The organism is Providencia sp. JGM181, from assembly GCF_018257375.1.
GTDB lineage: Bacteria > Pseudomonadota > Gammaproteobacteria > Enterobacterales > Enterobacteriaceae > Providencia > Providencia lanzhouensis.
In genome coordinates this window covers 82,968-107,660 of sequence record NZ_JAERJY010000001.1, presented here as the reverse complement: position 1 = coordinate 107,660, position 24,693 = coordinate 82,968, and the positions used below count along the sequence as shown (strand labels likewise).

24 protein-coding genes and 1 other RNA gene are annotated in these 24,693 nt (G+C 41.9%); 14 read left to right on the top strand and 11 right to left on the bottom strand.

Features of this window, described 5'->3' with window-relative positions:
* Positions 1 to 298 precede the first annotated feature (298 nt).
* Positions 299 to 662, bottom strand: a transfer-messenger RNA (tmRNA) gene (gene ssrA, locus JK188_RS00490).
* Positions 663 to 709: 47 nt separating this feature from the next.
* Positions 710 to 1,192, bottom strand: coding sequence for an SsrA-binding protein SmpB (smpB, locus tag JK188_RS00485; RefSeq protein ID WP_006814817.1), 483 nt, complete (start codon positions 1,190 to 1,192; stop codon positions 710 to 712).
* A gap of 153 nt (positions 1,193 to 1,345) precedes the next feature.
* On the opposite strand from smpB, the gene JK188_RS00480 reads away from it, so the two are divergent.
* Positions 1,346 to 1,780 (top strand): type II toxin-antitoxin system RatA family toxin, encoded by a 435-nt coding sequence (locus JK188_RS00480; RefSeq protein ID WP_036949406.1) that lies wholly within the window; start codon positions 1,346 to 1,348, stop codon positions 1,778 to 1,780.
* The gene (locus JK188_RS00475; RefSeq protein ID WP_211886192.1) at positions 1,773 to 2,066 is read left to right on the top strand and encodes an RnfH family protein; all 294 of its coding nucleotides are present in this window, start codon (positions 1,773 to 1,775) and stop codon (positions 2,064 to 2,066) included. The genes JK188_RS00480 and JK188_RS00475 overlap by 8 nt, the downstream gene beginning before the upstream one ends.
* A gap of 278 nt (positions 2,067 to 2,344) precedes the next feature.
* On the opposite strand, the gene bamE is transcribed toward JK188_RS00475, so the two are convergent.
* The 3 genes from bamE to nadK all read right to left on the bottom strand — a co-directional run bounded on the left by bamE (position 2,345) and on the right by nadK (position 5,481).
* The gene (gene bamE / locus JK188_RS00470; protein ID WP_036949409.1) at positions 2,345 to 2,737 is read right to left on the bottom strand and encodes an outer membrane protein assembly factor BamE; all 393 of its coding nucleotides are present in this window, start codon (positions 2,735 to 2,737) and stop codon (positions 2,345 to 2,347) included.
* A gap of 112 nt (positions 2,738 to 2,849) precedes the next feature.
* Positions 2,850 to 4,511 (bottom strand): DNA repair protein RecN, encoded by a 1,662-nt coding sequence (recN, locus tag JK188_RS00465; RefSeq protein WP_211886191.1) that lies wholly within the window; start codon positions 4,509 to 4,511, stop codon positions 2,850 to 2,852.
* Positions 4,512 to 4,596: 85 nt separating this feature from the next.
* Complete coding sequence (gene nadK, locus JK188_RS00460; RefSeq protein ID WP_181478775.1) at positions 4,597 to 5,481, bottom strand: NAD(+) kinase; 885 nt, start codon at positions 5,479 to 5,481, stop codon at positions 4,597 to 4,599.
* A gap of 116 nt (positions 5,482 to 5,597) precedes the next feature.
* Between nadK and grpE the strand changes: the two genes are divergently transcribed.
* Positions 5,598 to 6,188 carry a nucleotide exchange factor GrpE gene (gene grpE, locus JK188_RS00455; protein ID WP_036949413.1) on the top strand — a complete coding sequence of 197 codons (591 nt, stop codon included), beginning with the start codon at positions 5,598 to 5,600 and terminating at the stop codon, positions 6,186 to 6,188.
* 119 nt (positions 6,189 to 6,307) lie between these two features.
* Here the strand turns inward: grpE and ung are convergent, their stop codons facing one another.
* A complete protein-coding gene (gene ung / locus JK188_RS00450) occupies positions 6,308 to 6,988 on the bottom strand; it encodes a uracil-DNA glycosylase (protein WP_211886190.1) in 681 nt (226 codons plus the stop codon).
* Between the two features lie 339 nt (positions 6,989 to 7,327).
* Here ung and grcA point away from each other — a divergent pair, with 339 nt between their 5' ends.
* Both grcA and JK188_RS00440 read left to right on the top strand, forming a co-directional pair.
* Positions 7,328 to 7,711 carry an autonomous glycyl radical cofactor GrcA gene (gene grcA, locus JK188_RS00445; RefSeq protein WP_108478520.1) on the top strand — a complete coding sequence of 128 codons (384 nt, stop codon included), beginning with the start codon at positions 7,328 to 7,330 and terminating at the stop codon, positions 7,709 to 7,711.
* A gap of 160 nt (positions 7,712 to 7,871) precedes the next feature.
* On the top strand, positions 7,872 to 9,326 hold the full coding sequence (locus JK188_RS00440) for an ankyrin repeat domain-containing protein (protein WP_211886188.1): 1,455 nt from the start codon (positions 7,872 to 7,874) through the stop codon (positions 9,324 to 9,326).
* A gap of 52 nt (positions 9,327 to 9,378) precedes the next feature.
* Here the strand turns inward: JK188_RS00440 and srmB are convergent, their stop codons facing one another.
* The 4 genes from srmB to JK188_RS00420 all read right to left on the bottom strand — a co-directional run bounded on the left by srmB (position 9,379) and on the right by JK188_RS00420 (position 14,111).
* On the bottom strand, positions 9,379 to 10,773 hold the full coding sequence (gene srmB / locus JK188_RS00435; RefSeq protein WP_230082521.1) for an ATP-dependent RNA helicase SrmB: 1,395 nt from the start codon (positions 10,771 to 10,773) through the stop codon (positions 9,379 to 9,381).
* A gap of 181 nt (positions 10,774 to 10,954) precedes the next feature.
* Positions 10,955 to 12,160 (bottom strand): sodium/glutamate symporter, encoded by a 1,206-nt coding sequence (gene gltS, locus JK188_RS00430; protein WP_211886186.1) that lies wholly within the window; start codon positions 12,158 to 12,160, stop codon positions 10,955 to 10,957.
* A 299-nt stretch (positions 12,161 to 12,459) separates the two neighbouring features.
* Positions 12,460 to 13,377, bottom strand: coding sequence for a formimidoylglutamase (gene hutG / locus JK188_RS00425; protein ID WP_211886184.1), 918 nt, complete (start codon positions 13,375 to 13,377; stop codon positions 12,460 to 12,462).
* Positions 13,378 to 13,379: 2 nt separating this feature from the next.
* Positions 13,380 to 14,111 (bottom strand): IclR family transcriptional regulator, encoded by a 732-nt coding sequence (locus JK188_RS00420; RefSeq protein ID WP_211886183.1) that lies wholly within the window; start codon positions 14,109 to 14,111, stop codon positions 13,380 to 13,382.
* A gap of 159 nt (positions 14,112 to 14,270) precedes the next feature.
* Here JK188_RS00420 and trmN point away from each other — a divergent pair, with 159 nt between their 5' ends.
* Positions 14,271 to 15,005 (top strand): tRNA(1)(Val) (adenine(37)-N(6))-methyltransferase TrmN, encoded by a 735-nt coding sequence (gene trmN / locus JK188_RS00415; RefSeq protein ID WP_211886182.1) that lies wholly within the window; start codon positions 14,271 to 14,273, stop codon positions 15,003 to 15,005.
* A 39-nt stretch (positions 15,006 to 15,044) separates the two neighbouring features.
* On the opposite strand, the gene nadB is transcribed toward trmN, so the two are convergent.
* A complete protein-coding gene (gene nadB, locus JK188_RS00410) occupies positions 15,045 to 16,646 on the bottom strand; it encodes an L-aspartate oxidase (RefSeq protein WP_211886180.1) in 1,602 nt (533 codons plus the stop codon).
* Between the two features lie 431 nt (positions 16,647 to 17,077).
* Here nadB and rpoE point away from each other — a divergent pair, with 431 nt between their 5' ends.
* From rpoE to era, 8 genes are all read left to right on the top strand, one after another.
* Positions 17,078 to 17,656, top strand: a complete 579-nt coding sequence (rpoE, locus tag JK188_RS00405; RefSeq protein WP_006661282.1) for an RNA polymerase sigma factor RpoE — start codon at positions 17,078 to 17,080, stop codon at positions 17,654 to 17,656.
* Positions 17,657 to 17,713: 57 nt separating this feature from the next.
* Entirely contained in the window at positions 17,714 to 18,337 is a 624-nt protein-coding gene (gene rseA, locus JK188_RS00400; RefSeq protein ID WP_211886178.1) for an anti-sigma-E factor RseA, read from the top strand.
* Positions 18,337 to 19,287, top strand: coding sequence for a sigma-E factor regulatory protein RseB (rseB, locus tag JK188_RS00395; RefSeq protein WP_036949430.1), 951 nt, complete (start codon positions 18,337 to 18,339; stop codon positions 19,285 to 19,287). The genes rseA and rseB overlap by 1 nt, the downstream gene beginning before the upstream one ends.
* Positions 19,288 to 19,290: 3 nt before the next feature.
* Positions 19,291 to 19,755 (top strand): SoxR-reducing system protein RseC, encoded by a 465-nt coding sequence (gene rseC / locus JK188_RS00390; protein ID WP_036949432.1) that lies wholly within the window; start codon positions 19,291 to 19,293, stop codon positions 19,753 to 19,755.
* 290 nt (positions 19,756 to 20,045) lie between these two features.
* Positions 20,046 to 21,842, top strand: coding sequence for a translation elongation factor 4 (gene lepA, locus JK188_RS00385; protein ID WP_211886453.1), 1,797 nt, complete (start codon positions 20,046 to 20,048; stop codon positions 21,840 to 21,842).
* A gap of 17 nt (positions 21,843 to 21,859) precedes the next feature.
* Complete coding sequence (lepB, locus tag JK188_RS00380) at positions 21,860 to 22,825, top strand: signal peptidase I (RefSeq protein ID WP_036949433.1); 966 nt, start codon at positions 21,860 to 21,862, stop codon at positions 22,823 to 22,825.
* A 282-nt stretch (positions 22,826 to 23,107) separates the two neighbouring features.
* Positions 23,108 to 23,788 (top strand): ribonuclease III, encoded by a 681-nt coding sequence (gene rnc / locus JK188_RS00375; RefSeq protein ID WP_036949435.1) that lies wholly within the window; start codon positions 23,108 to 23,110, stop codon positions 23,786 to 23,788.
* The gene (gene era, locus JK188_RS00370; RefSeq protein WP_036949437.1) at positions 23,785 to 24,693 is read left to right on the top strand and encodes a GTPase Era; all 909 of its coding nucleotides are present in this window, start codon (positions 23,785 to 23,787) and stop codon (positions 24,691 to 24,693) included. Before rnc ends, era begins: the two co-directional genes overlap by 4 nt.

Sequence of the window (24,693 nt, the reverse complement as noted above, 5' to 3'; positions counted from 1 at the left end):
GTATAAGAATTGTGTTTAAATAATGACCTGTTTAAGATAACTTGTTGTTTTTAAATCATTAAATTTATTTCATCGATATTGCATTGTTGAATGTAATTCAATACAAGCCTTTCTCATTAGATTTATCTCTTAGTACGATAGAGAATAAAAAAGCCCACCGAAGTGAGCTTTTCTATTTTTCTAGTGCGCGTGCATTTCACGTGCATTTCGAAGTCCATTCTGGGTAATGTTACTGTCTGCTCAACTTTACTAACCTACTGTTTTTAAAGTTGTTGTCACATCACTGACAGTTAAAATTTGGTGGAGCTGGCGGGAGTTGAACCCGCGTCCGAAATTTCTACATCCTCGGTACTACATGCTTAGTCTAGTCTTTAATTTCATTTGCCAGCTGCGGACAGACACGCCACCAACAAACTATCCTGATTAAGTTTAACGCTTCAACCCCAGGCAAGGCATCCACGCGATCTCTTTTGGGTTTGACTTCTCTTGATCCCCGTCCTAAGAGCGGAGGCTAGGGAGAGAAGGCTCTAAGCAGGTTATTAAGCTGCTAGTGCGTAGTTTTCGTCGTTTGCGACTATTTTTTTGCGGCTTTTTACGAGGCCAACCGCCCCTCGGCATGCACCTTGGGTTTCGCAAATCCCGTCGAATCCAGAATCAGCCCCAAGTTGTGAGTGCAGTATAACAGAAAATAACTCTATAAAGCTAGGACTTAGCGATTAGAATGTTTCATTATACGTGCTTTATCTAATTGCCACTCTCTATCTTTGATATCAGAACGCTTGTCGTGGGCTTTTTTACCTTTGGCTACGCCAATTTTCACTTTGCACCACGCGTTTTTCCAATATAAGGAAAGAGCGATGACAGTATAGCCTTCGCGGTTAACTTTACCGTAAAGGGTATCTAATTCACGTTGATTAAGAAGTAGTTTTCTACTGCGGGTTGGGTCGCAGACAACATGGGATGATGCGACTGTCAGTGGTGTAAAGTTGGCACCAAACAGATAGGCTTCACCATCGCGCAGTAAAACATAGCTATCACCAATGTTGGCTTTGCCCGCGCGTAATGATTTAACTTCCCAACCTTGTAGGGATAAACCCGCCTCGAACTCCTCTTCGATAGAATATTCGTGGCGAGCACGTTTGTTCATAGCAATTGTTGCTGAACCGGGTTTATATGGTTTTTTCTTTGTCATAGTTCATTCATTATACGTTAAGATGCGTTGAATGAAATCGTTCAACACTGATATTTTTGCGATTGTGCATTTCTTGCCCTGCACGGGTTTTGTTTTTTGAGTAACCCATCAATGGTGCTATTATATGCGCAGTTTTTGGGGATAGGAATTGATATGCCACAGATTAGTCGCTCTGCGTTAGTTCCTTTTAGCGCAGAACAAATGTATAAACTTGTGAATGATGTAATTTCATATCCAAGTTTTTTACCGGGATGCGTTGGAAGCCGAATCATTAGCCAAAATTCAGAAGAAATGACGGCATCAGTTGAGGTTTCAAAGGCGGGAATTAGCAAAACCTTCATTACTAAAAATGCGCTGGAAGATAATAAACGTATCCAAATGCAGTTAGTGGAAGGCCCTTTTAGAACTCTATCTGGGGGATGGCAGTTTATTCCTTTGAGTGCTGACGCCTGTAAAATAGAGTTTCATCTCGATTTTGAATTTACCAATAAGCTGATTGAGTTGGCATTCGGTAAGATATTCAAAGAGCTGGCCAACAATATGGTTCAAGCATTTACGTCTCGTGCTAAGGTCGTTTACCGTGTCTGATATCAACATTGAAGTGACATATGCGTTACCTGAAAAGCAATTTTTACTCTCTGTAAAAGTTGCAGAAGGAACCACGATTGAAGATGCAATTATTGCATCGGGTATTTTAACGTTGCGTTCGGATATCGATTTAAAGAAAAATAAAGTGGGTATTTATAGTCGGCCTGCGAAATTGGGTGATGTCGTTCAAGAAGGGGATAGAATTGAAATTTATCGCCCATTGATTGCCGATCCGAAAGAGCTACGCCGCAAACGAGCTGAAAAATCGAAAGAGAATAATAAATAAGATATTGCGCAGTGAGCGAATCAATTATATATGAAGCCGAGTGAAAGCTCGGTTTTTTTGTTTCAAATATATAGGTTTTTTCTTTGCGGGTGCGATGGATGCGTCGATTGATAGGCTAGAACGTAGAGGATGGCGCTTTTATGTATTGGCGAGAAGCTATAAAGGGATAAATAAAAGCACTAAAGTAACTACCTGTTTGTTATCCCATCATATAATTGGGCAGGTAGTTACTTATATACTCAAGTTATACACGCTCAAGCATTACGCTATATAGGGTGTTATTCCGCTGCTTTTGGTTCTGATGCTTTAACTTCACCAGCTTCCATGGCTTGTTGTGCTTCAAGGTTTTTCTCATTTTTGATATCTGTGAGGATACCGTTGCGATCAAACGTCAGCGTCAATGTTTCTTGCTTCACTGGGTCATGCCCCAGCTCTTGGCGGAAAACATAAAACCAAGTCTGAGAACCAAACGGGTCAGTCATCATTGGCGTGCCTAAAGCATAAGCAACCTGTTGCTGTGTCATTCCTTTTTTAATCTTCGCAACATCTTTCGCCGTGAGGTAGTTACCTTGGTTAATATCCGGATGATAGACAAGACGTTCCATCATTGAACAGCCCGTGGACATTAATGCGAATGATAGCGCTGCAGCAGTTAACAATTTATAACGCATGGATATCTCATTCCTTTTGGAGTCAGAACATCAATGATAATCGACATTGATACAATTTAAAACCTTCCAGATCGACTCTAAGACAACAGGAGATAAAAAAAGTTGTCGAAATTTAAGCTGCGAGCAACTCTTTTGCATTAGCCAATGTATTTTTCGTTACCTCTGAGCCAGCAAGTAACCGTGCAAGCTCTTGTAATCTAGATTTTTTATCCAATAATTGCATGTGAGTCTCGGTTTCTACACCGTTCGTTTCTTTACTAACATAAAAATGGTGATGACCACAGCCCGCAACTTGTGGCAAGTGAGTTACACACATAACTTGGGTGGATTCACCAAGTTCACGGAGTAATTTCCCGACAATAGCGGCGGTTGGACCACTGATCCCCACGTCCACTTCATCAAAAATTAAAGCCGGAGTATCCATTTTTTTCGCGGTGATCACTTGAATGGCTAAAGCGATGCGAGATAGCTCACCACCTGATGCAACTTTAGCCAAAGCTTGATGTGGCTGTCCTGGGTTAGTAGTGACATTGAATTCGACTTTGCAGGCGCCATCGATTTGTAAATGTTCAGGGACAAATTTTACATCAATCGTGAAAAGGCCATGAGGCATTGAAAGTTGGTGCATACTGCTAGTAATTAGCTGGCTGAGCTCTTGTGCATAATGCAGACGTACATGATGTAAACGTTCCGCACATTCTAGAGCTTTTTGGTGGTCAGCAATGGCCTGCGCATTTAAAGCTTCACAATCTTCATTTTGGTTAGCTATCTGATTTTGTTCTTCAACTAATTGTTGAAAAAGTTCAGGCAGTGCTTCAGGCGTAACGTGATGCTTACGTGCCAAACTAATTTGTTTGGAAATTCGCTGCTCTAATTCGAATAAACGATTTGGGTCTAATTCATATTGATCGCAGTAATGTTTAATTTCATCACTCACTTCATTAACTTGGATGGCTGCTTCTTCCAGCATATCCAATAACCCTGAAAATTTAGGGTTCAGAGTGACTAAATCTGAAAGCTCATTTTTTGCCATATTGAGAAGGCTGATGACGTTTGCATCGTCACTTTCTGTCAGAATTTGTGCTGTTGTTTGCCCAATAGTTAAAAATTGCCCATGATTAGCAAGCTGCTTATATTCTTGATCAATTTCCTCAAACTCCCCTTGAACGGGTAGGAACTCATTTAACTCTTTTAAATGATAATCAAGCAATTGCTGGCGAGATTCACGCTCTTGCATCTGTTTTTGAAATACAGCTAATTGCTGACAAGATTCATGCCACTTTTGCCACGTCTGCTTCATTTGAGCGAGTAATGCTTGCTGATTAGCATAGGCATCAAGTAGGGATTGTTGATGATCATTATCCAATAATAGCTGGTGAGCATGTTGACCATGAATTTGGATCAGTAATGCGCCAAGTTCACGTAATTGCGATAAGGGAACGGAGACACCGTTAATAAAGCCTCGAGAACGACCATCGGTTGCGATAGTACGGCGTAGTAAGCATTCATTTTGATTATCAAGTTGATGCTCAATGAGCCAATTTGCTGCCATTTGAGCGTCAGACAGTGAAAAGCGAGCACACAAGTCGGCACGTTGAGCACCAGGACGAACCATGTTGGCTTCACCTCGGTTACCTAAACATAAACCAAGAGCATCGATAGCAATGGATTTACCCGCACCGGTTTCACCTGTAATTGTCGTCATACCGCTACGAAAATCGATTTCTAACTCACGAACGATAGCAAAATTATTGATGGTTAGTTGGGTTAGCATCTGCGCTCTCCTGTTTAAATACACACCTGTGTTTTCATACAGTTTAACCTGTTTTTTTATACAGTAAAGAGGCAGTGCAAAAAATTTAAAAAGTTTTTTTAGACCAACCGAGTTTTGAACTTAATGTATTGAAATAATTGTAATCTTTTGGATGAACTAAATTCAGACTCTTCGAGCTGCGCTTTATAATCACCTCTTCGCCATCCTGTATAGGTAGCATAATTTGACTGTCGCAACTCACTTCATAATCAATATTGGTCCGTAAAAATTTTAAGCGGATACTGCTGTCGCTGCTGATAACTAATGGGCGAGACGATAGGGTGTGTGGGAACATCGGCACGAGTACAATAGCGTCTAGATTCGGCGTAAGGATAGGTCCCCCAGCGGATAAAGAGTAGGCTGTTGAGCCTGTCGGGGTCGCAATAATTAAGCCGTCTGAGCGTTGTGAAAAGGCAAATTTTTCATCAATATAAACTTCAAACTCAATCATATGCGCGACTTTGCCTGGGTGAAGAACCACTTCATTAATGGCGCTACTTTTACGGGCTTTTTGATTCGCCTTGATAACTTGAGCTTCTAATAAAAAGCGCTGCTCTTCATGATATTCCCCATCAAGAACACAGGACAGTTGCTGAAGGGCATTGTCGGGGTCCAGGTCGGTTAAAAATCCCAAATTACCTCGGTTGACACCAATAACTTTATTGTTATAGCGGGATAAAATTCGCGCAGCTCCAAGCATGTTGCCATCGCCGCCAACCACAACGACTAAATCGGCTTGTTGACCGATTTCTGTTAAAGTTCCTGTATTGGCATCTTTTAATTTCAAATCCTTAGCCACTTGTTTATCAATTATTGCGTGGTAATTTTTTGAAATCAGCCAATGATAGATAAGTTCATGGGTTGCCAATGCTTCAGGGTGCCTTGGGTGTCCGACAATACCGATAGTTTTAAATTGTGAAGATGGTGTCATCTTAGCCTTTTGCATACTTTTTTAACTCCTCGTTGTATGACTTCCCTTGAATCCCTGTATTAGATCCCCATAATACTCTCATAGATAGAATTATTGCTAAATACGCGGAGATATTCATGAGTAGTAAAGAACAAAACATGCATGATGAGCAAGCTTCTGAGCAAAATGAAACACAAAAAGTGCAAGCAGAGCAAGAAGTTGATACTCAACAAGCAGATTTACAAGCCGAAGAACAAGCGTTAGCAGCGCGTATTGCTGAGCTTGAACAGCAACTTGAAGCTTCCCGTAAAACTGAACGCGAAGCAATGTTACGTGCTCACGCTGAAATCGAAAACATTCGTCGTCGTACAGAACAAGATATTGAAAAAGCCCACAAGTTTGCGCTTGAGAAGTTTTCCAATGAATTGTTGCCTGTTATTGATAACTTAGAGCGTGCAATTGAGGCAGCTGATCGTGACAACGAAGAATCCAAAGCGATGTTAGAAGGCTTAGATCTTACGTTGAAAACGTTCTTAGATGCCGTTTCTAAGTTTGGTATTGAGCCTGTTGATGCGGCAAATGTGCCATTCAACCCTGAAGTTCACCAGGCAATGACCATGATTGAATCTCCTGACCATAGCGCAGGTCAAGTGATCAACGTGATGCAAAAGGGTTATACCTTGAATAACCGTCTGTTGCGCCCTGCAATGGTCATTGTTTCTAAATAAGTTTAGAGCATAAATAGTTTTAGGGTATATAACGAGAATGGGATGCTGAGCATCCCATTTTTCTATTGCGAACTTCTAAGAACTTCATCACCAATACATTTTATCGCTATAGAATGCATTTATTCAGGAATAACTGGATACCAATCAATAGGTGCGCGACCTTGCTGTTCAAGCAATTGATTAGCTTTCGAGAAATGGCCACATCCTAAGAAGCCTCGATGAGCAGAAAGTGGTGATGGGTGAGGTGCTTTAAGTACATGGTGGCGCTTAGTATCGATAATGCGACCTTTCTTTTGTGCATGAGAGCCCCATAAAAGAAAAATCACGCCCTCAGTATGATCATTAATCGCCTGAATCACTTTATCTGTAAACGTTTCCCAGCCTAGGTGTGCATGTGAGTGCGCATTGCCTTGTTCTACAGTTAATACCGTATTGAGGAGTAAAACCCCTTGTTGAGCCCAGCTGAGCAGGTATCCATGTTCCGGGCGGACAAATCCTGGAATATCTTTCTCAAGCTCTTTATACATATTGACGAGTGAAGGCGGCGCTTTAATACCCGGACGTACAGAAAATGATAATCCATGTGCTTGCCCTGGTCCATGATAGGGGTCTTGTCCCAAGATAACGACTTTGATGTCCGCTAATTCGGTATAGCGAAACGCATTGAAAACATCTTCTTGCGGTGGGTAGATTACTTTTCCGCTTTCTCTTTCGTTCGCGACAAACGCGAGAGTCTCTTTGAAATAGGTTTGTGATTTTTCCGCACCGATTACGTCGTGCCAAGTCATCGTATTTGACATGAATGATCCCATAGTGATGTATTTTATAGTTCGTAGCTTACTGGTTCATGGCGCATAGATAAAGTGTTGTTCCGCGCTAACTCCCTAAAAGCACTTCAAATTAATTTGAAAATTTACAAAAATAATTAAAAAGCCCAAATGTGAATATTGATTTAAATCATAAAGATGCGCCGCCATGGTTAATTACCATACGAAATATTTGATAAATATCAAAGAATCCGGGGGTTCTAGCTGGTATATATTAGATAAACAGGTTGGTTAGACCAATTATCCAATCAATAGCGATTAAAAACAGTTAGCAAAGATTGATCAAAATCTGATTCGAACGTGGAGGTCGAGATGATTACTGGTATTCAAATTACTAAAAGTGATAATGCAGCACTGCTGAACTCTTTCTGGCTAATCGATAGCGAGACAAATGAAGCTCGTTGCGTGTGTGCGAAAGCAGATTATAGCGAAGGTCAGGTTGTTCCTAAAGATGAATTGGGGGCTTTTGAGAGCCGCGAAGTTCCTTTGGAAATGAAACCAACTGTTCGCGTAGAAGGTGGTCAGCACTTAAATGTTAACGTATTAAGCCGTGAAACATTAGAAGATGCAGTTAAAAACCCAGAGAAATATCCGCAATTAACTATCCGTGTTTCTGGTTATGCAGTGCGTTTTAATTCATTAACACCTGAACAACAGCGTGACGTTATTACTCGTACTTTCACTGAAAGCCTGTAATAAACATTAAGGGGTCAATAGATCTCTTATCTTAATAAATTCTAAAAGCCATTGTTCTCAATGGCTTTTTTATTTACCCCTAACAAAGTTGATTATTTCCCCCCTTGGTTATTTATATTTCAATATTCTTCCAGCATACAGCATTTGTTAGGGAGAATTTATGCCATTCAGTACAGCAATACAGCAGACAGTAAGTAAGGACGAACTTTCTTTTGTTGAAGAAGGTTTAAATTTATATCAACAAAATACATTTTCGGATTCATTATGTAGCCCCCGTGATAAATGGTCTAAAAATGTTACGAGAGAGGAGTTTCTAGGAAGAGATGCACAGAATAAAGATTATCTTTTAGCGTTACTATCACAAGGTGCCTATCATAGTAATTGGCGTGATATTCAAGGAATAGAAAAACTCAGCACGTCAAAAATTAATGAATTAGGTATAGATGCAGAACTTTTAAATAATGAATTTACAGGTTTTCAATCGAATATTTGTTGTTTTAATGGTCTGTATATTATTTGCTTTGCGGGAACAAATGATATTGTCGATTTTTATGCCAACATTCGGCAAGGCCTAGGATATTACGAACCTCAATTCTTTCAGGCGGTAGGGTTAACAAATATTCTATATCGAGCCGTGAAAGGTAATATTATCTGCACAGGGCACTCTCTAGGGGGCGGTCTTGCATCAATAGCCGCATTGGCGAGTCAATCACCTTGTATTTCATTTAGTCCTTCAGGGCTTGCTCAAAACACAGTTCATAAAATTGGAATGGATTATAACATTGCTAAGCAACAAGCAGATGAAGGTTTGATACGCTTTTATACTGTTCAATATGATTGGCTTGATGCACTTCAAAACACGTTACCAATCCCTTCTGCGTTGGGAAACCGTATCAAAATGGCTTACAGCGAACATAATTCTTGGAAAGACTGGTTACCACACCGTTTGTTGACCAGGAGCTTTATTGCACATTCAATGGTTAAGATTATTAGGATGATGTGCAAACATAAACCATGGAATAATTGGAATGCGATTACAGGTGAATTTGATAAAACAGCGGATTCTATGTTGAATGAATTTCCAAACGTAGAGCAGAAACAAAGTTTTAATTGGCAAGAAAGCTGTAAAAATTCAATTAAGAAAGAAAATATTAGTGAATTTAAAGTGCTGCTTTCAATGAAAAATAAGCACTGCGATATTGATAAACTCGCAATGCAATCTGTTCGTGCGGGTAATAGCCAATTTATAAAAGTATTATTGGAATCTCCATACGGGCAGGGAATTAAAAAAATGCAGTTAGCTCAGCAAAAAACAGTTTTACATTTAGCGGCTCAAAGCGGGAGAGTGGCTCAATCAGAAATTTTGCTGAGTAATGGTTTAATGGTCAACGTGAGAGATAATTTGGGAAATACCCCGTTGCATGATGCTTTAAATAGCCACTCTTTAGATGTTGCTGAATTATTATTATCAAATGGCGCAGATTGGCGAATGGAAAATAATCAGGGTTATAACTGCCGAGATATTTTAGATAATCATATGATAAAAGCAGAAGCGTTAACCAATGAAAGTCGGGTTATGAGAGAGAAGGTCTATAAGTTAATGAACTTAAGTTAATAAATGAAAAACGGGCCGAAGCCCGCTTTTGTCAGTATCACTCGATTGAGTTTTACTTGGTTTTATTGCTATCTGCTGCGCTTGCAGACGGTGCAGCTTTAGATGGCGCAGACGCAGTTGCAGATGGCGTAGTTGTAGATGATATAGCTGGAGTGCGACGTTTACCGATATTTTTCTTATCGCGATGGCGTACTTTTTCTTTTTTCTTGCTTTGCTCTTCTTTTTTCTTCTCTTTACGCTTAGCCAGCACTTTCTTAGAGGGTTTTGGCTTATTCAGCATTGCTTCAGAAGGCGCTTTGGTTGTTGGGCGTAATGAATCTACCACACGCATCTTAATTGGGTCTTCGATGTAGCGAGTGATTTTTCCCAGTAGAGGGAAATCGTGCGCTTCAACTAAAGAAAGAGCAGTTCCTTTGCGTCCAGCACGACCGGTACGACCGATACGGTGCAAATAGACATCCGCGGTGCGCGGTAAGTCAAAGTTAAAAACATGGCTGACGTTTTCAATGTCTAATCCACGAGAAGCCACGTCTGTTGCAACGAGGACTTTAACTTGTCCAGTCACTAAGCGGCGAACAGCTTCGTTACGCTTCGCTTGCACCATTTCACCTTCGATATAGCAAGGTTCAATCCCTGCCTCACGCAGCCATTGGACAACTTCACGAACGCGTTCACGCTTACGCACAAAGACAATCGATTTGGTGACGTCTTCTTGCTTGATAAGGTGACACAGCAGCGCAGTTTTATGCTCTAACGTGTCAGCGCGATAGTAAAATTGTTGGATTTTCTTGCGTTCACGGCGTGAAGGATCTGCTTCAATTTCGATAGGATCTTCGAGTAGACGCTCAGCAAAATCACGAATTGCTTCACCTTCAAGAGTGGCAGAGAACAACATGGTTTGCTTGCGCCAGCGGGTTTCACCTGCGATAGTTTCGATATCGTGCGCAAAACCCATATCCAGCATACGGTCAGCTTCATCGAGGATCAAAATCTCTACGGCGCGGCAATCGAAGTTTTCTTCTTTAATGTATTGCAGCAAACGTCCGGTGGTTGCGACGACGATATCTTGGTTTTCGCTGAAAACCTCAGCGTGGTTCATATACGCAACGCCGCCTGTAATGGTGGCAACGTCTAAATGATTATGTGCACACAACTCTTTAGCTTGATCAGCGACTTGCATAGCGAGTTCGCGAGTTGGTGTTAAAATCAGAACGCGAGGCGGACCTGATTTTTTTCTTGGGAAATCAAGTAAATGTTGAATGGCTGGCAATAAGAACGCCGCAGTTTTACCTGTTCCGGTTGGGGCTGAACCTAAAACGTCGCGTCCATCCATTGCAGGAGGGATAGCCGCTTCTTGGATGGCCGTCGGGCGCTCGTAACCTTTATTGGTCAGCGCGGTGATCAGGCTCTCATCAAGCTCAAGTTCAGAAAAAGTGGATGCAGTCATGATATACCTCTATTTGGGGCGCTGATTATAAACAGGTTAGCAAAATTGTTCACCACAAAAATCAGCTTTGTGCAGAGTTTACCTGTTTTTGTTGGCGGGGGGTATATAAGGAAGTGGCTTACTGATAATGCTCCCTCTTACCAAACTCTGTCGTATGGTTGGTAAGAGGGATGAAGTGGAATTAGCTGAGCATGTTAATTAACCAAGTGTGGTAAGGAATTCCCACGAGGTCGATAAGTACAGCACCGCTTAATGGCACAATCATAAACGCTTTCATAGAAACTTGTTTGTAGCGCTCACAGACTGATGACATGTTTGCCATTGCGTTCGGTGTAGCCCCTAAACCATGTCCCATCATGCCTGAACACATTACTGCAGCATCGTAGTTTTTGCCTAACAGCCTGAAGACGACGAAAACAACGAACAGGATGATGGCAATAGTTTGCGCCAGTAAGATGATGAATAATGGCAGGGCGATGACTTTCAATTCCCAAATCTTAAGCGACATCATCGCCATGGTTAAGAATAAGCCCAGTGAAACATCTGAAATTAGGTTGATGGATTTTTGGTTAATACGAACAATTTCAACTTGGTCGTTAATGTTACGCACAATAATCGCGATAATCATTGCACCGACATAGCTTGGTAAAGAGAATCCCGTGGCTTTAGTAAATTGCGCAGAAGCAAATTGACCGACAACCATTACACCTAAAATAAGCGCTAACATTTTTAAGAATGCATGGGCATCGATAGAGTCGATTTTGCCAGCCAATTTCTCTTCAACTTTCACGCTTTCAATGTGTTCTTCGGTTTGAATAGTGACTTTGTGTTTTTTAATTAAATAGCTCGCGATAGGGCCACCTAATAAGCTTCCTGAAATCAGACCAAACGTTGCCGCTGCAATCGCCGCAACAGTTGCAGACTGTACGCCAAGACCTTCGGCCATACCACCAAATGCCGCCGCACCACCGTGTCCACCTGTTAAAGAAACACCGCCAGCCATGATCCCGATAACCGGGTCGATACCTAATAAATGCGCCAGACCGGCACCAAAGGTGTCTTGGAAAATAACCAATGTCCAGCAAATTAACAGGTAAGTAATGAGTAAGCGTCCACCGCTTTTTAATACGCGGAAACTGCCATCAATACCAACAGTCGTAAAGAACGCCACCATCAAGAATGTTTGTAAGCTGGTATCGAACGTAATTTCAGCGAGATCGAAAGATTTTAATCCCCAAATAAGCAAGCTGACCAAAAAACCACCAATAACCGGTGAAGGAATACAGAAACGTTGCAGCCATTCAATACGTTTTTTGAGGTGAACACCCATCAGTAGGCAAACTACAGTCAGGAAGAGGGTGGTGAGTGTGTCGATTTGGAATGTCATTTTTTTCCCTTTATTTATACCATGTCTTTCAATCTACAGCGTTGTTGGCCGCGTTCGGCTACCCTAGTCACATACTTATGTATGCTCCTAGGGATATCCTCTCTAGCCGCCTAGCTGTAACTCGAAATCCAAGGGTATAAATGTCTTGTTAAAGACACGATAAAATTGTTTTTCGTGCTACAGCTTTAGGGGCACAATGCTGTTTATTTTTAACTAGTTGCTTAGTTGACTAAGCTTTTATTTATATTTTGAAAGACAAGGTAAGTTGTTTATCAGTCGTTTTATTGTGTTTGTTGTTTTTAGAATAAATATTGGTAAACCAAGTAAGCTGCTAGTTTTGATGTGTGGTTATCAATATCAAATTCAGGATTGCACTCAGCGATATCAAACAGTGCAATCTTGCCGCTAGATTTGATGACACTAAATAATTCATCAAATGTTTCAGTAGAAATCCCTCGAGCGGCTGGTGCGCTGACTCCCGGTGCGATACCCGCAGAGAACACATCCAAATCCACAGTGACATACAGGTAATCCACAGAATTTATAAATTGTTTAATCTGTTCAATCGCTTGGGGTAATAAGCTCGCGGTTAAGGCTTTATCGCGAATATAGTGGCAACCTAAGCGGTCTGCTGTATCGAATAACACCTTGGTATTACCGTGATCTGCTATGCCTAAACACAGGTAATTGAAAGGACGCTGATGCTTAGCGCACAATTGCGACGATTGTAAAAATGGCGTACCAGATGTGGCTTCTGGGGCTTCACGTAAATCAAAGTGTGCATCAAAATTGATGATCCCAATGTTTTTTTCTGGCTGATGTTTTTGAACGAAATCGAAAACACCTTGGAAGCTCGCAAAGCCGACTTCGTGACCGCCACCTAAAACAATGGGTTTTTGGCGCTGTTCTAACACTGAGATTATCTCATCGGACAGTCGGCGTTGAGCCGCTTCCAGATCACCATCATCACAACTTACCGTTCCCACATCACGAATAGCTAGTGGCTGGTGGATAGGCAGGCCAGCAAGTTGACGGCGGATGGCATCAGGGGCGGCTTTAGCGCCTTGACGACCTTTATTGCGGCGAACACCTTCGTCCGAAGCGAAGCCGATAATGGCAAACTCCGCAGGTAAACGCTGGTTGATGACTTGGTGAATGCGTAAATGTTCCTGTGTTTCACCATCAGTACGACCCTGCCATTGAAAAGGTTGTGTCATAGTTACTCCAAGTTAATCAGTTTTGTTATATTTTGGGCCGTTTGGCATGTGGCTTTAATCAGCTCATCGACGCGGTTGATGGCACGAAATTCGGGTGCCATGACAGAGACGACAGCTAAAATATCATTGCCTTTAAAAACAGGTGCTGATGCGCCAAAAACACCCGCATCAATTTCACCAACAGAAATGCCATAGCCCTGTTGACGGATTTGGATTAGATCCTGTTTTAATTTCTGTAAATAGTTATCTTTGTGTAGCTGCTTGGCGTGGGTTTCGAAGACCAATTCTTGGTATTGTTCATCACGGTAAGCTAAGAGGGTTTTTGCACTAGCGCCGCGGATCACGGTATTGCCATGTCCCACAATAAAAGAGCAGCGTACGGCTTGTTCACTATCAATTTTATCAACACAGATGGTTTCCCGTAGGTTGGCGGTGATAATTGCCGCAGTTTCTTGGGTCTTTTTCGCTAATGCATGAAGCTCTGATTTTGACGAGGTCATCAACAAACTGTGGTGATAGTATTTTTCTTGAGTTTTGATACTCTGCGCACCAACGGTATAAGTGCCATATTGCTTAGAGTAAGTTATAAATTCCCAGTTTATGAGAATAGTTAAAAGCCGATAAACCGTTGAGAGCGGAATATCTAATTCTTTGGAAATGGTTTGCGGTGTGATTGGAGACGCGCAAGTCGTGACAAACGATAAGATATCTAGTGTTCTATTAATACTGTTCATGGCATCTCCTTTTTCTCGAACTTAGCAGTAAAAAAAATCACTAACAAATCACATTCTCATTATGCGAGAATAATATTATTAGAATTAGATTAAATTTGCAGATTTGTGGGTTGAAATTGAGAATATTCACGTAAATCCTATTTAAACCAGAGTGGCAGTATGAGCGAACAAAAAAAGAGTTATCGAAAAGGCGGGTTTACCTTCAAGCAATTTTTTGTTGCTCATGATCGTTGCGCGATGAAGGTCGGTACTGACGGGGTATTACTCGGTGCGTGGGCGCCTCTTAATGCAACAAAATATGCGTTGGACATAGGCAGTGGGAGCGGATTAATAGCCTTAATGCTAGCTCAGCGTAGTGAGCAAGTGCAGGTTGATGCGGTTGAACTTGATGACGCTGCGGCGTTACAAGCACAGGAAAATTTTGATGAATCTCCATGGTCTGAACGGCTGCGAGTGCTCCATCAGGACATTATTACGTTTAGCGAACAGCCTAACCATCAGTATGAATTAATCGTGAGTAATCCTCCTTATTTTGAGCCCGCGGTAGCGTGTCGGGATGAAAAACGCGATCAAGCTCGCTATACCGGAACACTTACTCACCAAGTATTATTAGATAGCGCGAAACGATGCTTGGCACCAGACGGGATTTTTTGTTTGGTATTGCCTTATGATGTAGGGCAGAAAGTCGAAGCGATGGCAATGGCGAGTGGTTGGTATTTAGCCTATCGCGCGCAAGTTCAGGATAAAGCCCATACACCATATCATCGGATGCTATTAGGGTTGACGATTAAGATGATGGAACCGGTTATTTCGTCTTTAACATTGAAACAACCAGATGATAGCTATACGGATGAGTTTATCTCGTTGATCCAGCCATTTTATCTTAAGTATTAAAAGCCTATCTGCGGCTAATGCACAGATAGGCGGTGAATATTAGCGGGTTAAAACGGTTGGACCAGAATCGGGTAAAAGCTCAGGGTAGTCTAAGGTATAGTGCAAACCGCGACTCTCTTTACGTTCTAAGGCGCAGCGCACCATTAGTTCTGCAACTTGGACTAAGTTGCGCAGTTCCAGTAAGTTATTGGAGATGCGGAAATTAGCATAGTAATCATTAATTTCTTGTTGAAGTAGATGAATACGACGCAAAGCGCGTTCAAGGCGTTTTGTGGTTCTTACTATCCCCATGTAATCCCACATAAATAAGCGTAATTCATGCCAGTTATGCTGAATGACAACTTGTTCATCAGAATTATGAACTCGGCTTTCATCCCATTCAGGGAGTTCAGAAACCTCAGGGATCTGGTTGATCGTTTTGATGATATTTTCTGCGGCAGCCCACCCATAAACTAGGCATTCAAGTAATGAGTTGGACGCCATGCGATTGGCACCATGTAGCCCGGTATAACTCACTTCACCAATAGCATAAAGATTCGGCACATCTGTCATGCCTGTCGGGTCAACAACGACGCCGCCGCAGGTATAGTGGGCTGCGGGAACGATTGGGATCGGCTCTTGGGTTAAATCTAAACCTAAGGTGAGTAATTTGGCATAAATGGTGGGGAAGTGGTGCTGAATAAACTCAGGGGATTTGTGGCTGATGTCCAGATACATGCAGTCTGCCCCGAGGCGTTTCATTTCATGGTCGATGGCTCTGGCGACAATATCCCGCGGCGCTAATTCACAACGCGCGTCATAATCTGGCATGAATCGGCTGCCATCAGGGCGTTTTAAGTAGGCGCCTTCACCGCGTAAAGCTTCGGTGAGTAGGAAATTACGAGCTTGAGGGTGGAATAAACAAGTTGGGTGAAACTGGTTAAATTCCAAATTAGCTACGCGGCAGCCTGCCCGCCATGCCATGGCAATACCATCACCGGATGAGATATCGGGGTTGGTGGTGTATTGGTAAACCTTCGCAGCGCCACCCGTGGCTAAAACGATGGTTTTTGCTCGGATTGTTTCGACTTGCTCTTTTTGGCGGTTCCAAACATAGGCGCCGACAATGCGGGAGCGGGCGTTCTTTTGGGTTTTATCTTCGAGGATCAGATCAACCGCATTGTAGCGTTCTTTGATCTGGATATTCGGATGCTTAAAAGCAAGATTAACAAGGGTGGTTTCAACCTCTTTTCCGGTGGCATCTGCGTGATGCAAAATACGGCGATGACTGTGTCCGCCTTCTCGGGTGAGGTGATACTGCGTTTCCCCTGTTTCGTTGACTTCGGTATCAAATAAAACCCCTTGGTCAATCAGCCATTGAACACAATGTTTGGCGTTTGATGCTATAAACTCTACGGCGCTCTTTTCGCAGATCCCCGCGCCAGCCACAAGCGTGTCATTAACATGGGATTCTATGCTGTCGGTGTCATCGAAAACGGCGGCTATTCCGCCCTGAGCGTAATAAGATGCACCATCACTGAGGGTGCTTTTGCTGAGAATAGTAACTTGATGAAAGGGTGCAAGCCGGAGTGCGGCTGATAATCCTGCGACACCACTTCCAATGATTAAAATATCAGTGTCATGCTGTGTGGATGCGTTCATAAGTGTTTGTGTGTTGTGTTTCTATAGAGAATTTTATGTTAGCCTATCGAGCTGCCTGTGACTATGTATTAATCGCATTTTGAGTTCTTAAAGAACTATATTATTTAGCGACACTTTAGTTTATTTGGAAAATCATCATTTATTTTGGGAAAAACCATTGGCTAAATGAAAAGTGCCAATGAGAATGAATAAATTCCACGTAATCATGCCGTAGATATGCCTGTTTTGTGTATACTATTAGGTAGTGCTCACAAGGATCAATGGGATCGATTAAGAAATATCGATCCCATTTTTTGAAATTATTTTCGATTATTTTTGGAATAAATTGAACTTCATCAGTTTTTATTACTCGAAGTTAGGCTTGCTTAAGGAAGGGAGAAGATGAACAAGTTAAGTCATTATCAATCTGTGTTCAGGAGATGGTTCCTGGAATGAGCGAGCAGCTGACAGACCAAATATTGGTTGAGAAAGTACAAAAAGGCGATCAACAAGCTTTCAATTTACTGGTGATTAAATACCAGCATAAGGTTGCAAGTCTCGTTTCTCGTTATGTACCGCAAGCGGATGTGCCTGATGTTGCACAAGAGTCGTTTATTAAGGCTTATCGTGCAATCGGCTCGTTCCGTGGCGACAGTGCCTTTTATACTTGGCTTTATCGAATTGCTGTCAACACGGCAAAGAACTACTTAGTCGCGCAAGATAGACGTCCTCCCGCGTCAGATCTGGAAGCAAGCGACGCAGAAAACTTCGAATCAGCCGGCGCATTAAAAGAAATTTCGAACCCAGAGAACTTAATGTTGTCTGATGAATTAAAGCGAGTTGTTTTCCGTACCATTGAGTCACTGCCAGAAGATCTCCGAATGGCAATCACGCTACGTGAACTTGATGGCTTAAGCTACGAAGAGATAGCCGAAGTGATGGATTGCCCTGTGGGTACCGTTCGATCACGGATCTTTAGAGCAAGGGAAGCAATTGATGAAAAAGTTCAGCCGTTGATCCAACAACATTAATTGGTTGGGTCGCGAGTTACCATTTAACTGTGAGCAATTAACTGAAGGTAATTGGGCATGCAAAGAGAGAAACTTTCCGCAATGATGGATGGTGAAGCTCTAGATTTAGAACTTATTAACACCATTTCATGTGATTCAACGTTAAAGCAACGTTGGGAGAGCTATCATCTTGTTCGTGATACTCTGCGTAATGATACAGGCGATGTCATTCATTTTGATATTGCAAGTAAAGTTGCGGCAGCGCTGGAAAATGAACCGGTGCGAATTAATCCTCAAGCAGTTGTTGAATCACAACCAGAACCTGCAAGCTGGAGTGGTTTCCCGTTTTGGAGCAAAATTCGTCCATGGGCTAGCCAAATTACGCAAATCGGTGTGGCTGCATGTGTATCACTCGCTGTAATTGTGGGTGTTCAACAATACAATCAAAGCAATAACGTCGATTCTACTGTGGATGATCCTGTATTTAATACTGTTCCTGTCGGACGTGGTGCGCCAGTTAGCTTAAATATTTCAGATAGCCAATTGTTTGGTACTGAGCAACAGTCTCAGCAAATCGAACAACAGAATCAACGTATCAATGCCATGCTGCAACAGTATGAAATTGAAAGACGTTCGATGCTGAATCAGCCACATCAAGACAGTGATAAAAATACCGCATCAGCAGGGGTTAAACTGCAATAATGAATAAATGGTTATCCGTCCTCTGCCTGACGGGCAGCCTGATTATATCTAATCAAGCATCGGCATCATCTACGGATGCCGATGTTCTTTTCAAAGAAATGGGAACGGCTGCCCAGAACCTGTCATATGAAATGTCGTTTATGACATTCAATCCGCAAAATATCGTTCCAGTGCGCTATCGCCATGCGATTATCAATGGTGTTCCTATTTCTCAAATGATCCAAATGGATTCATCTCGCCGAGAAATAGTACAAAATGGCAACCGAATTAGTTATTTTGAACCGGGATTCGATGCGTTTAGCCTGAATGGCGAACATATCATTGATAACTTACCTACGGTCCTTTTTGCTGATTACCAAAAAATTCAGCCTTATTATAATTTTATTGATGCTGGCCGTACGCACATTGGTGATAGACCCGCATTAGTCATCCGTATTATTTCAAAAGATAATTCTCGATTTAATTATGTGTTACTAATCGATGAAGAAACTAAATTGCCACTGCGTGTTGATTTGCTCGACAACAATAATCAAACACTGGAACAGTTCCGGGTAATTTCGACTGTTTTAGATAGCAAAAATGTACAAGATTCATTGAAATCCCTCAGTAATGTGAATTTACCACCATTATTGGTATCGCCAAAAAATGAAAACCCATCATTTAAATGGCGGGTGGGAATGCTGCCTCCAGGCTTTGAGGAAGTGTCTCGCTCTACGCGAAAATTGAGTGATGATGACATCATTGAAACAGCGATGTTCAGCGATGGGTTATTCACCTTTTCGGTTAATGTGACAAAAACATCGAAAGGTCCTTTACTGGATCAGCCGCTACAAAATGGTCGCCGCACAATTTACACCATGACTCAAAAGCAAAATGTGATTACGATAATAGGGGAGCTACCGCTATCAACATCCCAGTTAATTGCGAGTAGCATTCAGTTTCGGGAGTAAATCATGGTAAAAGAATGGGCAACGGTGGTTAGGTGGCAGAAAGGGCGAGCGTTATTGCGTTATGGCTCTTCAGCCGGATGTGGAAGTTGCAGCGCTCGTGCTGCTTGCGGTTCATATGCTTTAAACAAAATAGGACCTAACACAGAGCACGAATTGGAAATTGAAGTTGAACAGCCTTTGGTTGTTGGACAAAAAATTGAAGTAGGTATTCCTGAAGGAAGCTTGCTACGTTCTGCTATGTTAGTCTATTTAACGCCATTGGTTGGATTGTTTATATTTGCCGCATTGGCTCAATTAGCTGAATTTGAGCAGGTATGGGTTGCATTAGCAGGCATTTTCGGTGGGTTTGCTGGCTTTTTCACTGCGAGAGAAATGGCTTCACGTTGGCGCAATAAAATCGATTTTCAGCCTATCGTTTTACAAATAGGGCTGCCCCCCGGCGAAATCAGTGTTCAAACACATGGTTGAATGCCATTGTCTCACATCATCGCCTGTAGCTAAGCTTTCACGACATAAGCTTTTTACTACAGGCGATTTTGTTTTTAGTCGTTCAAAAATGAAGAAAAATGAAATAAGTAACTCATTCAACTTTAGCTAGTTTACAGTTGTTTTACATTGAATCTTTGTGTTAGTGGGTTCTTGTATGTAAAATGCTGCTAATTAGCAATCTTGTGATAATCATAGCATTTTAGTTTTGTGGCAAAATTTGCTCAAAACTGATTTTGTAAGGCAATTTAAAAGAAGATATTACCTTGAAAATCAAAAACATTAGAAACTTTTCGATCATTGCACATATCGACCACGGAAAATCCACGTTGTCAGATCGTATTATTCAAATCTGTGGTGGCTTAACTGACCGTGAAATGGCGGCTCAGGTTTTAGACTCTATGGATCTGGAACGTGAACGTGGTATCACCATTAAAGCACAAAGCGTAACGCTCGATTATAAAGCAGCGGATGGTGAAACTTACCAACTGAACTTTATCGACACTCCAGGACACGTGGACTTCTCCTATGAAGTTTCTCGTTCATTGGCGGCGTGTGAAGGCGCATTATTAGTTGTGGATGCAGGGCAAGGTGTTGAAGCTCAAACCTTAGCGAACTGCTATACCGCAATTGAAATGGACTTGGAAGTCGTTCCAGTCCTTAACAAGATTGATTTACCAGCCGCTGATCCTGAGCGTGTTGCTGAAGAGATTGAAGACATTGTGGGTCTTGATGCCCATGATGCTGTTCGTTGTTCTGCGAAAACCGGTATCGGTGTCCAAGATGTTATCGAACGTTTAGTAAAAGAAATCCCACCGCCAGAAGGTGATGGCGATGCACCGTTACAAGCGCTAATTATCGACTCTTGGTTCGATAACTATTTAGGCGTTGTTTCTCTGATCCGTATTAAAAGCGGAACATTGAAAAAAGGTGACAAAGTTAAAGTGATGAGTACGGGCAATGTGTATAACGCGGATCGCCTCGGTATTTTCACACCAAAACAAGTTGACCGTGATGTGCTTAACTGCGGTGAAGTAGGCTGGTTAGTGTGTGCGATTAAAGACATCACTGGCGCACCTGTCGGGGATACTTTAACTGGTGCTCGTAACCCAGCAGATAAAGCATTACCAGGCTTCAAAAAAGTTAAACCTCAAGTCTATGCGGGTCTGTTCCCTGTTAGCTCTGATGACTATGAAGCTTTCCGCGATGCATTGGGTAAATTAAGCCTGAACGATGCTTCTTTGTTCTATGAACCAGAAACGTCAACAGCATTAGGATTCGGTTTCCGTTGTGGTTTCCTTGGCTTACTGCACATGGAAATCATTCAAGAGCGTTTAGAACGCGAATACGATCTTGATCTGATCACCACGGCACCAACGGTAGTTTATGAAGTTCAGCAAACTAACGGCGAGATTGTTTATGTGGATAGTCCGTCGAAATTACCACCGCTGAATAACATCGAAGAGTTAAGAGAGCCTATCGCTGAGTGTCATATGCTGATGCCTAAAGAGTATTTAGGTAACGTTATCACTCTGTGTATTGAAAAACGTGGCGTACAAACCAACATGGTTTATCACGGAAATCAGGTTTCTCTTACCTATGAAATTCCGATGTCAGAAGTGGTACTGGATTTCTTTGACCGTTTAAAATCAACCTCTCGTGGTTATGCTTCTTTAGATTATTCATTCAAGCGTTTCCAAACGTCAGACATGGTGCGTGTGGATGTGTTAATCAACAACGAACGTGTCGACGCTTTAGCGCTGATCACTCACCGTGGCAACTCGCAGTACCGCGGACGTGAGTTAGTGGAAAAAATGAAAGAGCTGATTCCACGTCAACAGTTTGATATTGCTATCCAAGCAGCAATTGGTAACCACATTATTGCTCGTTCTACAGTGAAACAGCTGCGCAAAAACGTTCTTGCCAAATGTTATGGCGGTGACGTTAGCCGTAAGAAGAAACTGTTACAGAAGCAAAAGGACGGTAAGAAACGTATGAAGCAAGTGGGTAACGTTGAACTCCCACAAGAAGCGTTCCTTGCTATATTGCACGTTGGTAAAGACAGCTAAGTTTACAAGGAGTCTTAATGGCTAACACATTTGCCCTGATCCTCACACTGGCTACGCTGGTGACAGGGATTATTTGGTGCTTAGATAAATTTAAGTTTGCGCCAGCACGTAAAGCGAAACTTAAAAAATTGCGGGAAGTAACAAACGGCTCAATGAACGAAGATGAACTTGCTAAAGCGGTTCGTCGTCCGTCGTGGCTGGAAACGGGAACCTCAATTTTTCCTGTGTTAGCCATTGTTTTGATTGTTCGTTCGTTTATTTATGAGCCGTTCCAAATCCCATCAGGTTCGATGATGCCAACGCTCTTAGTTGGTGATTTTATGCTGGTTGAGAAGTTTTCTTATGGATTGAAAGATCCTATTACTCAAACCACATTAATCGAAACGGGTAAGCCTAATCGTGGAGATATCGCGGTATTTAAATATCCGAAAGAGCCAAATGTAGACTTCGTGAAACGCGTTATTGGTTTGCCGGGGGATAAAATCATTTATAACCCAGAAGCGAAAGAGCTGACCATTTACCCTAACTGTGCAGACAATAAATGCACAGAAAAATTGCCGGTCACTTATGGTCCATTAGAACCAAGTGAATGGACAATGGTATTTGAAAATAGCTCTGTGGTTGATAATCAATATGGTAATTATCAAATCCCAGTAGACCAAGCGTTACCGAATAACTCACTGCGTCAATATGGTCGAAGTGAGAAGTTAGATACCGTTACGCACCAAATTTTGACGATTAATAACTACATTACTCAATCAAAATATGTACAACCAGGTTTACCACTTAATGAGTGGATTGTGCCTGAGAAACACTATTTTATGATGGGTGATAATAGAGACAACAGTTCTGATAGCCGTATGTGGGGCTTTGTTCCTGAGCAAAATTTAGTGGGGCGTGCAGTGTTTATTTGGTTAAGTTTAGATAAACAAGAGAACGAATGGCCTACAGGTATTCGCTTTAGCCGAATTGGTCCTCTATAATTCATTTCAGACAATGCGAGTTTTCATTAGAAAACTCGCATTATCATAAGCATTATTATTTTACCCAGTGTACAATAATGTTGTTTTAAACATTATTGACTTCCTAATTATTAACTATCCTCGTTAAATTCCGATAATTCATAAAAGTTATTTTTCGAATATCAATTGCTTACGAGTGATGGTCGACGGAAGTCAGTGCAAACGCAACAGTTTTGTAAAATAGCTGATTTTACAGGTCTGTTGCGTGTGCTTTTTTATTAAACGTAGAATGGTTGGGCGCACATGAACCCCTCTTTGTTAGAAAAATTACAGCGTAAGCTGGGATATACATTCCAGCAAAATGATTTATTAATTCAGGCATTAACTCATAGAAGTGCTAGCAGCAAACATAATGAAAGACTGGAATTTTTGGGTGATTCAATTCTCAGTTTTGTGATTGCTAACGATCTCTATCATCGTTTTCCTAAGGTGGATGAAGGTGATATGAGCCGTATGCGCGCAACGTTAGTGCGTGGAAATACACTGGCGGAAATTGCCCGTGAATTTGAACTCGGTGAATGTTTACGTTTAGGACCGGGTGAATTAAAAAGTGGCGGTTTCCGCCGAGAATCAATCTTAGCGGATACCGTTGAAGCCTTAATTGGTGGGATTTTCCTCGACAGTAATATTCAAACTATCGAAGAGATCATTCTGGCATGGTACAAAGTAAGATTGGATGAAATTAGTCCGGGTGATAAACAAAAAGACCCGAAAACGCGGCTACAAGAATATCTGCAAGGGCGTCATCTTCCACTGCCAAACTATTTAGTGGTACATGTGAAAGGTGAAGCTCATGATCAAGAATTTACGATCCATTGCCAAGTGAGCGGCATTGAAGAGCCGATTAACGGCATAGGTTCAAGCCGTCGTAAAGCGGAGCAAGCCGCAGCAGAACAAGCATTGAAAATCTTGGAGATTGAATGAGTGAATTACAATCCCACTGTGGTTTTGTTGCCATAGTTGGACGACCAAATGTTGGGAAATCAACACTGTTAAACCAGTTACTGGGGCAAAAAGTCTCGATCACATCGAGAAAGCCGCAGACAACTCGCCACCGTATTATGGGGATCCACACAGAAGATAATTACCAAATTATCTATGTCGATACCCCAGGTCTTCACATCGAAGAAAAAAGAGCGATTAACCGTTTGATGAACCGCGCAGCATCTAGCTCTATTGGCGATGTTGAATTGGTTATTTTTGTGGTTGAAGGTACCCACTGGACACCAGATGATGAAATGGTGCTGAACAAGCTATCTAGCTTACGTTGCCCAGTTATTTTGGCGATCAACAAAATTGATAATGTGGTGGATAAAACCAGCTTACTGCCACACATCGGTATGATCAGCCAAAAAATGAATTTCTTGGATGTCGTACCAATCAGTGCAGAAAAAGGCACTGGCGTTGATACCATCGCGAAGATTGTGAAACAGCATATCCCTGAAGCTATTCACCACTTCCCTGAAGACTATATTACAGACCGCTCTCAGCGTTTTATGGCTTCTGAAATTATCCGTGAAAAACTGATGCGTTTCTTAGGTGATGAGTTACCGTACTCTGTGACTGTTGAAATTGAACAGTTTAAAGAGATGGATAAAGGCGGCTACCATATCAACGGTCTGATTTTAGTTGAGCGTGAAGGCCAGAAAAAAATGGTTATCGGTAATAAAGGTAGCAAGCTGAAAACCATTGGTACAGAAGCTCGTATTGATATGGAACGCCTGTTTGAAACGAAAGTTCACTTAGAGCTTTGGGTTAAAGTTAAATCCGGTTGGGCAGATGATGAAAGAGCACTGCGCAGTCTGGGCTATGTTGACGATTTAAAATAA

Bases quoted from the DNA above. Each gene is read 5' to 3' on its own strand.
- smpB (WP_006814817.1), bottom strand. From the start codon at position 1,192: ATGACAAAGAAAAAACCATATAAACCCGGTTCAGCAACAATTGCTATG.
- JK188_RS00480 (WP_036949406.1), top strand. From the start codon at position 1,346: ATGCCACAGATTAGTCGCTCTGCGTTAGTTCCTTTTAGCGCAGAACAA.
- bamE (WP_036949409.1), bottom strand. From the start codon at position 2,737: ATGCGTTATAAATTGTTAACTGCTGCAGCGCTATCATTCGCATTAATG.
- recN (WP_211886191.1), bottom strand. From the start codon at position 4,511: ATGCTAACCCAACTAACCATCAATAATTTTGCTATCGTTCGTGAGTTA.
- nadK (WP_181478775.1), bottom strand. From the start codon at position 5,481: ATGACACCATCTTCACAATTTAAAACTATCGGTATTGTCGGACACCCA.
- grpE (WP_036949413.1), top strand. From the start codon at position 5,598: ATGAGTAGTAAAGAACAAAACATGCATGATGAGCAAGCTTCTGAGCAA.
- ung (WP_211886190.1), bottom strand. From the start codon at position 6,988: ATGTCAAATACGATGACTTGGCACGACGTAATCGGTGCGGAAAAATCA.
- grcA (WP_108478520.1), top strand. From the start codon at position 7,328: ATGATTACTGGTATTCAAATTACTAAAAGTGATAATGCAGCACTGCTG.
- JK188_RS00440 (WP_211886188.1), top strand. From the start codon at position 7,872: ATGCCATTCAGTACAGCAATACAGCAGACAGTAAGTAAGGACGAACTT.
- srmB (WP_230082521.1), bottom strand. From the start codon at position 10,773: ATGACTGCATCCACTTTTTCTGAACTTGAGCTTGATGAGAGCCTGATC.
- gltS (WP_211886186.1), bottom strand. From the start codon at position 12,160: ATGACATTCCAAATCGACACACTCACCACCCTCTTCCTGACTGTAGTT.
- hutG (WP_211886184.1), bottom strand. From the start codon at position 13,377: ATGACACAACCTTTTCAATGGCAGGGTCGTACTGATGGTGAAACACAG.
- JK188_RS00420 (WP_211886183.1), bottom strand. From the start codon at position 14,111: ATGAACAGTATTAATAGAACACTAGATATCTTATCGTTTGTCACGACT.
- trmN (WP_211886182.1), top strand. From the start codon at position 14,271: ATGAGCGAACAAAAAAAGAGTTATCGAAAAGGCGGGTTTACCTTCAAG.
- nadB (WP_211886180.1), bottom strand. From the start codon at position 16,646: ATGAACGCATCCACACAGCATGACACTGATATTTTAATCATTGGAAGT.
- rpoE (WP_006661282.1), top strand. From the start codon at position 17,078: ATGAGCGAGCAGCTGACAGACCAAATATTGGTTGAGAAAGTACAAAAA.
- rseA (WP_211886178.1), top strand. From the start codon at position 17,714: ATGCAAAGAGAGAAACTTTCCGCAATGATGGATGGTGAAGCTCTAGAT.
- rseB (WP_036949430.1), top strand. From the start codon at position 18,337: ATGAATAAATGGTTATCCGTCCTCTGCCTGACGGGCAGCCTGATTATA.
- rseC (WP_036949432.1), top strand. From the start codon at position 19,291: ATGGTAAAAGAATGGGCAACGGTGGTTAGGTGGCAGAAAGGGCGAGCG.
- lepB (WP_036949433.1), top strand. From the start codon at position 21,860: ATGGCTAACACATTTGCCCTGATCCTCACACTGGCTACGCTGGTGACA.
- rnc (WP_036949435.1), top strand. From the start codon at position 23,108: ATGAACCCCTCTTTGTTAGAAAAATTACAGCGTAAGCTGGGATATACA.
- era (WP_036949437.1), top strand. From the start codon at position 23,785: ATGAGTGAATTACAATCCCACTGTGGTTTTGTTGCCATAGTTGGACGA.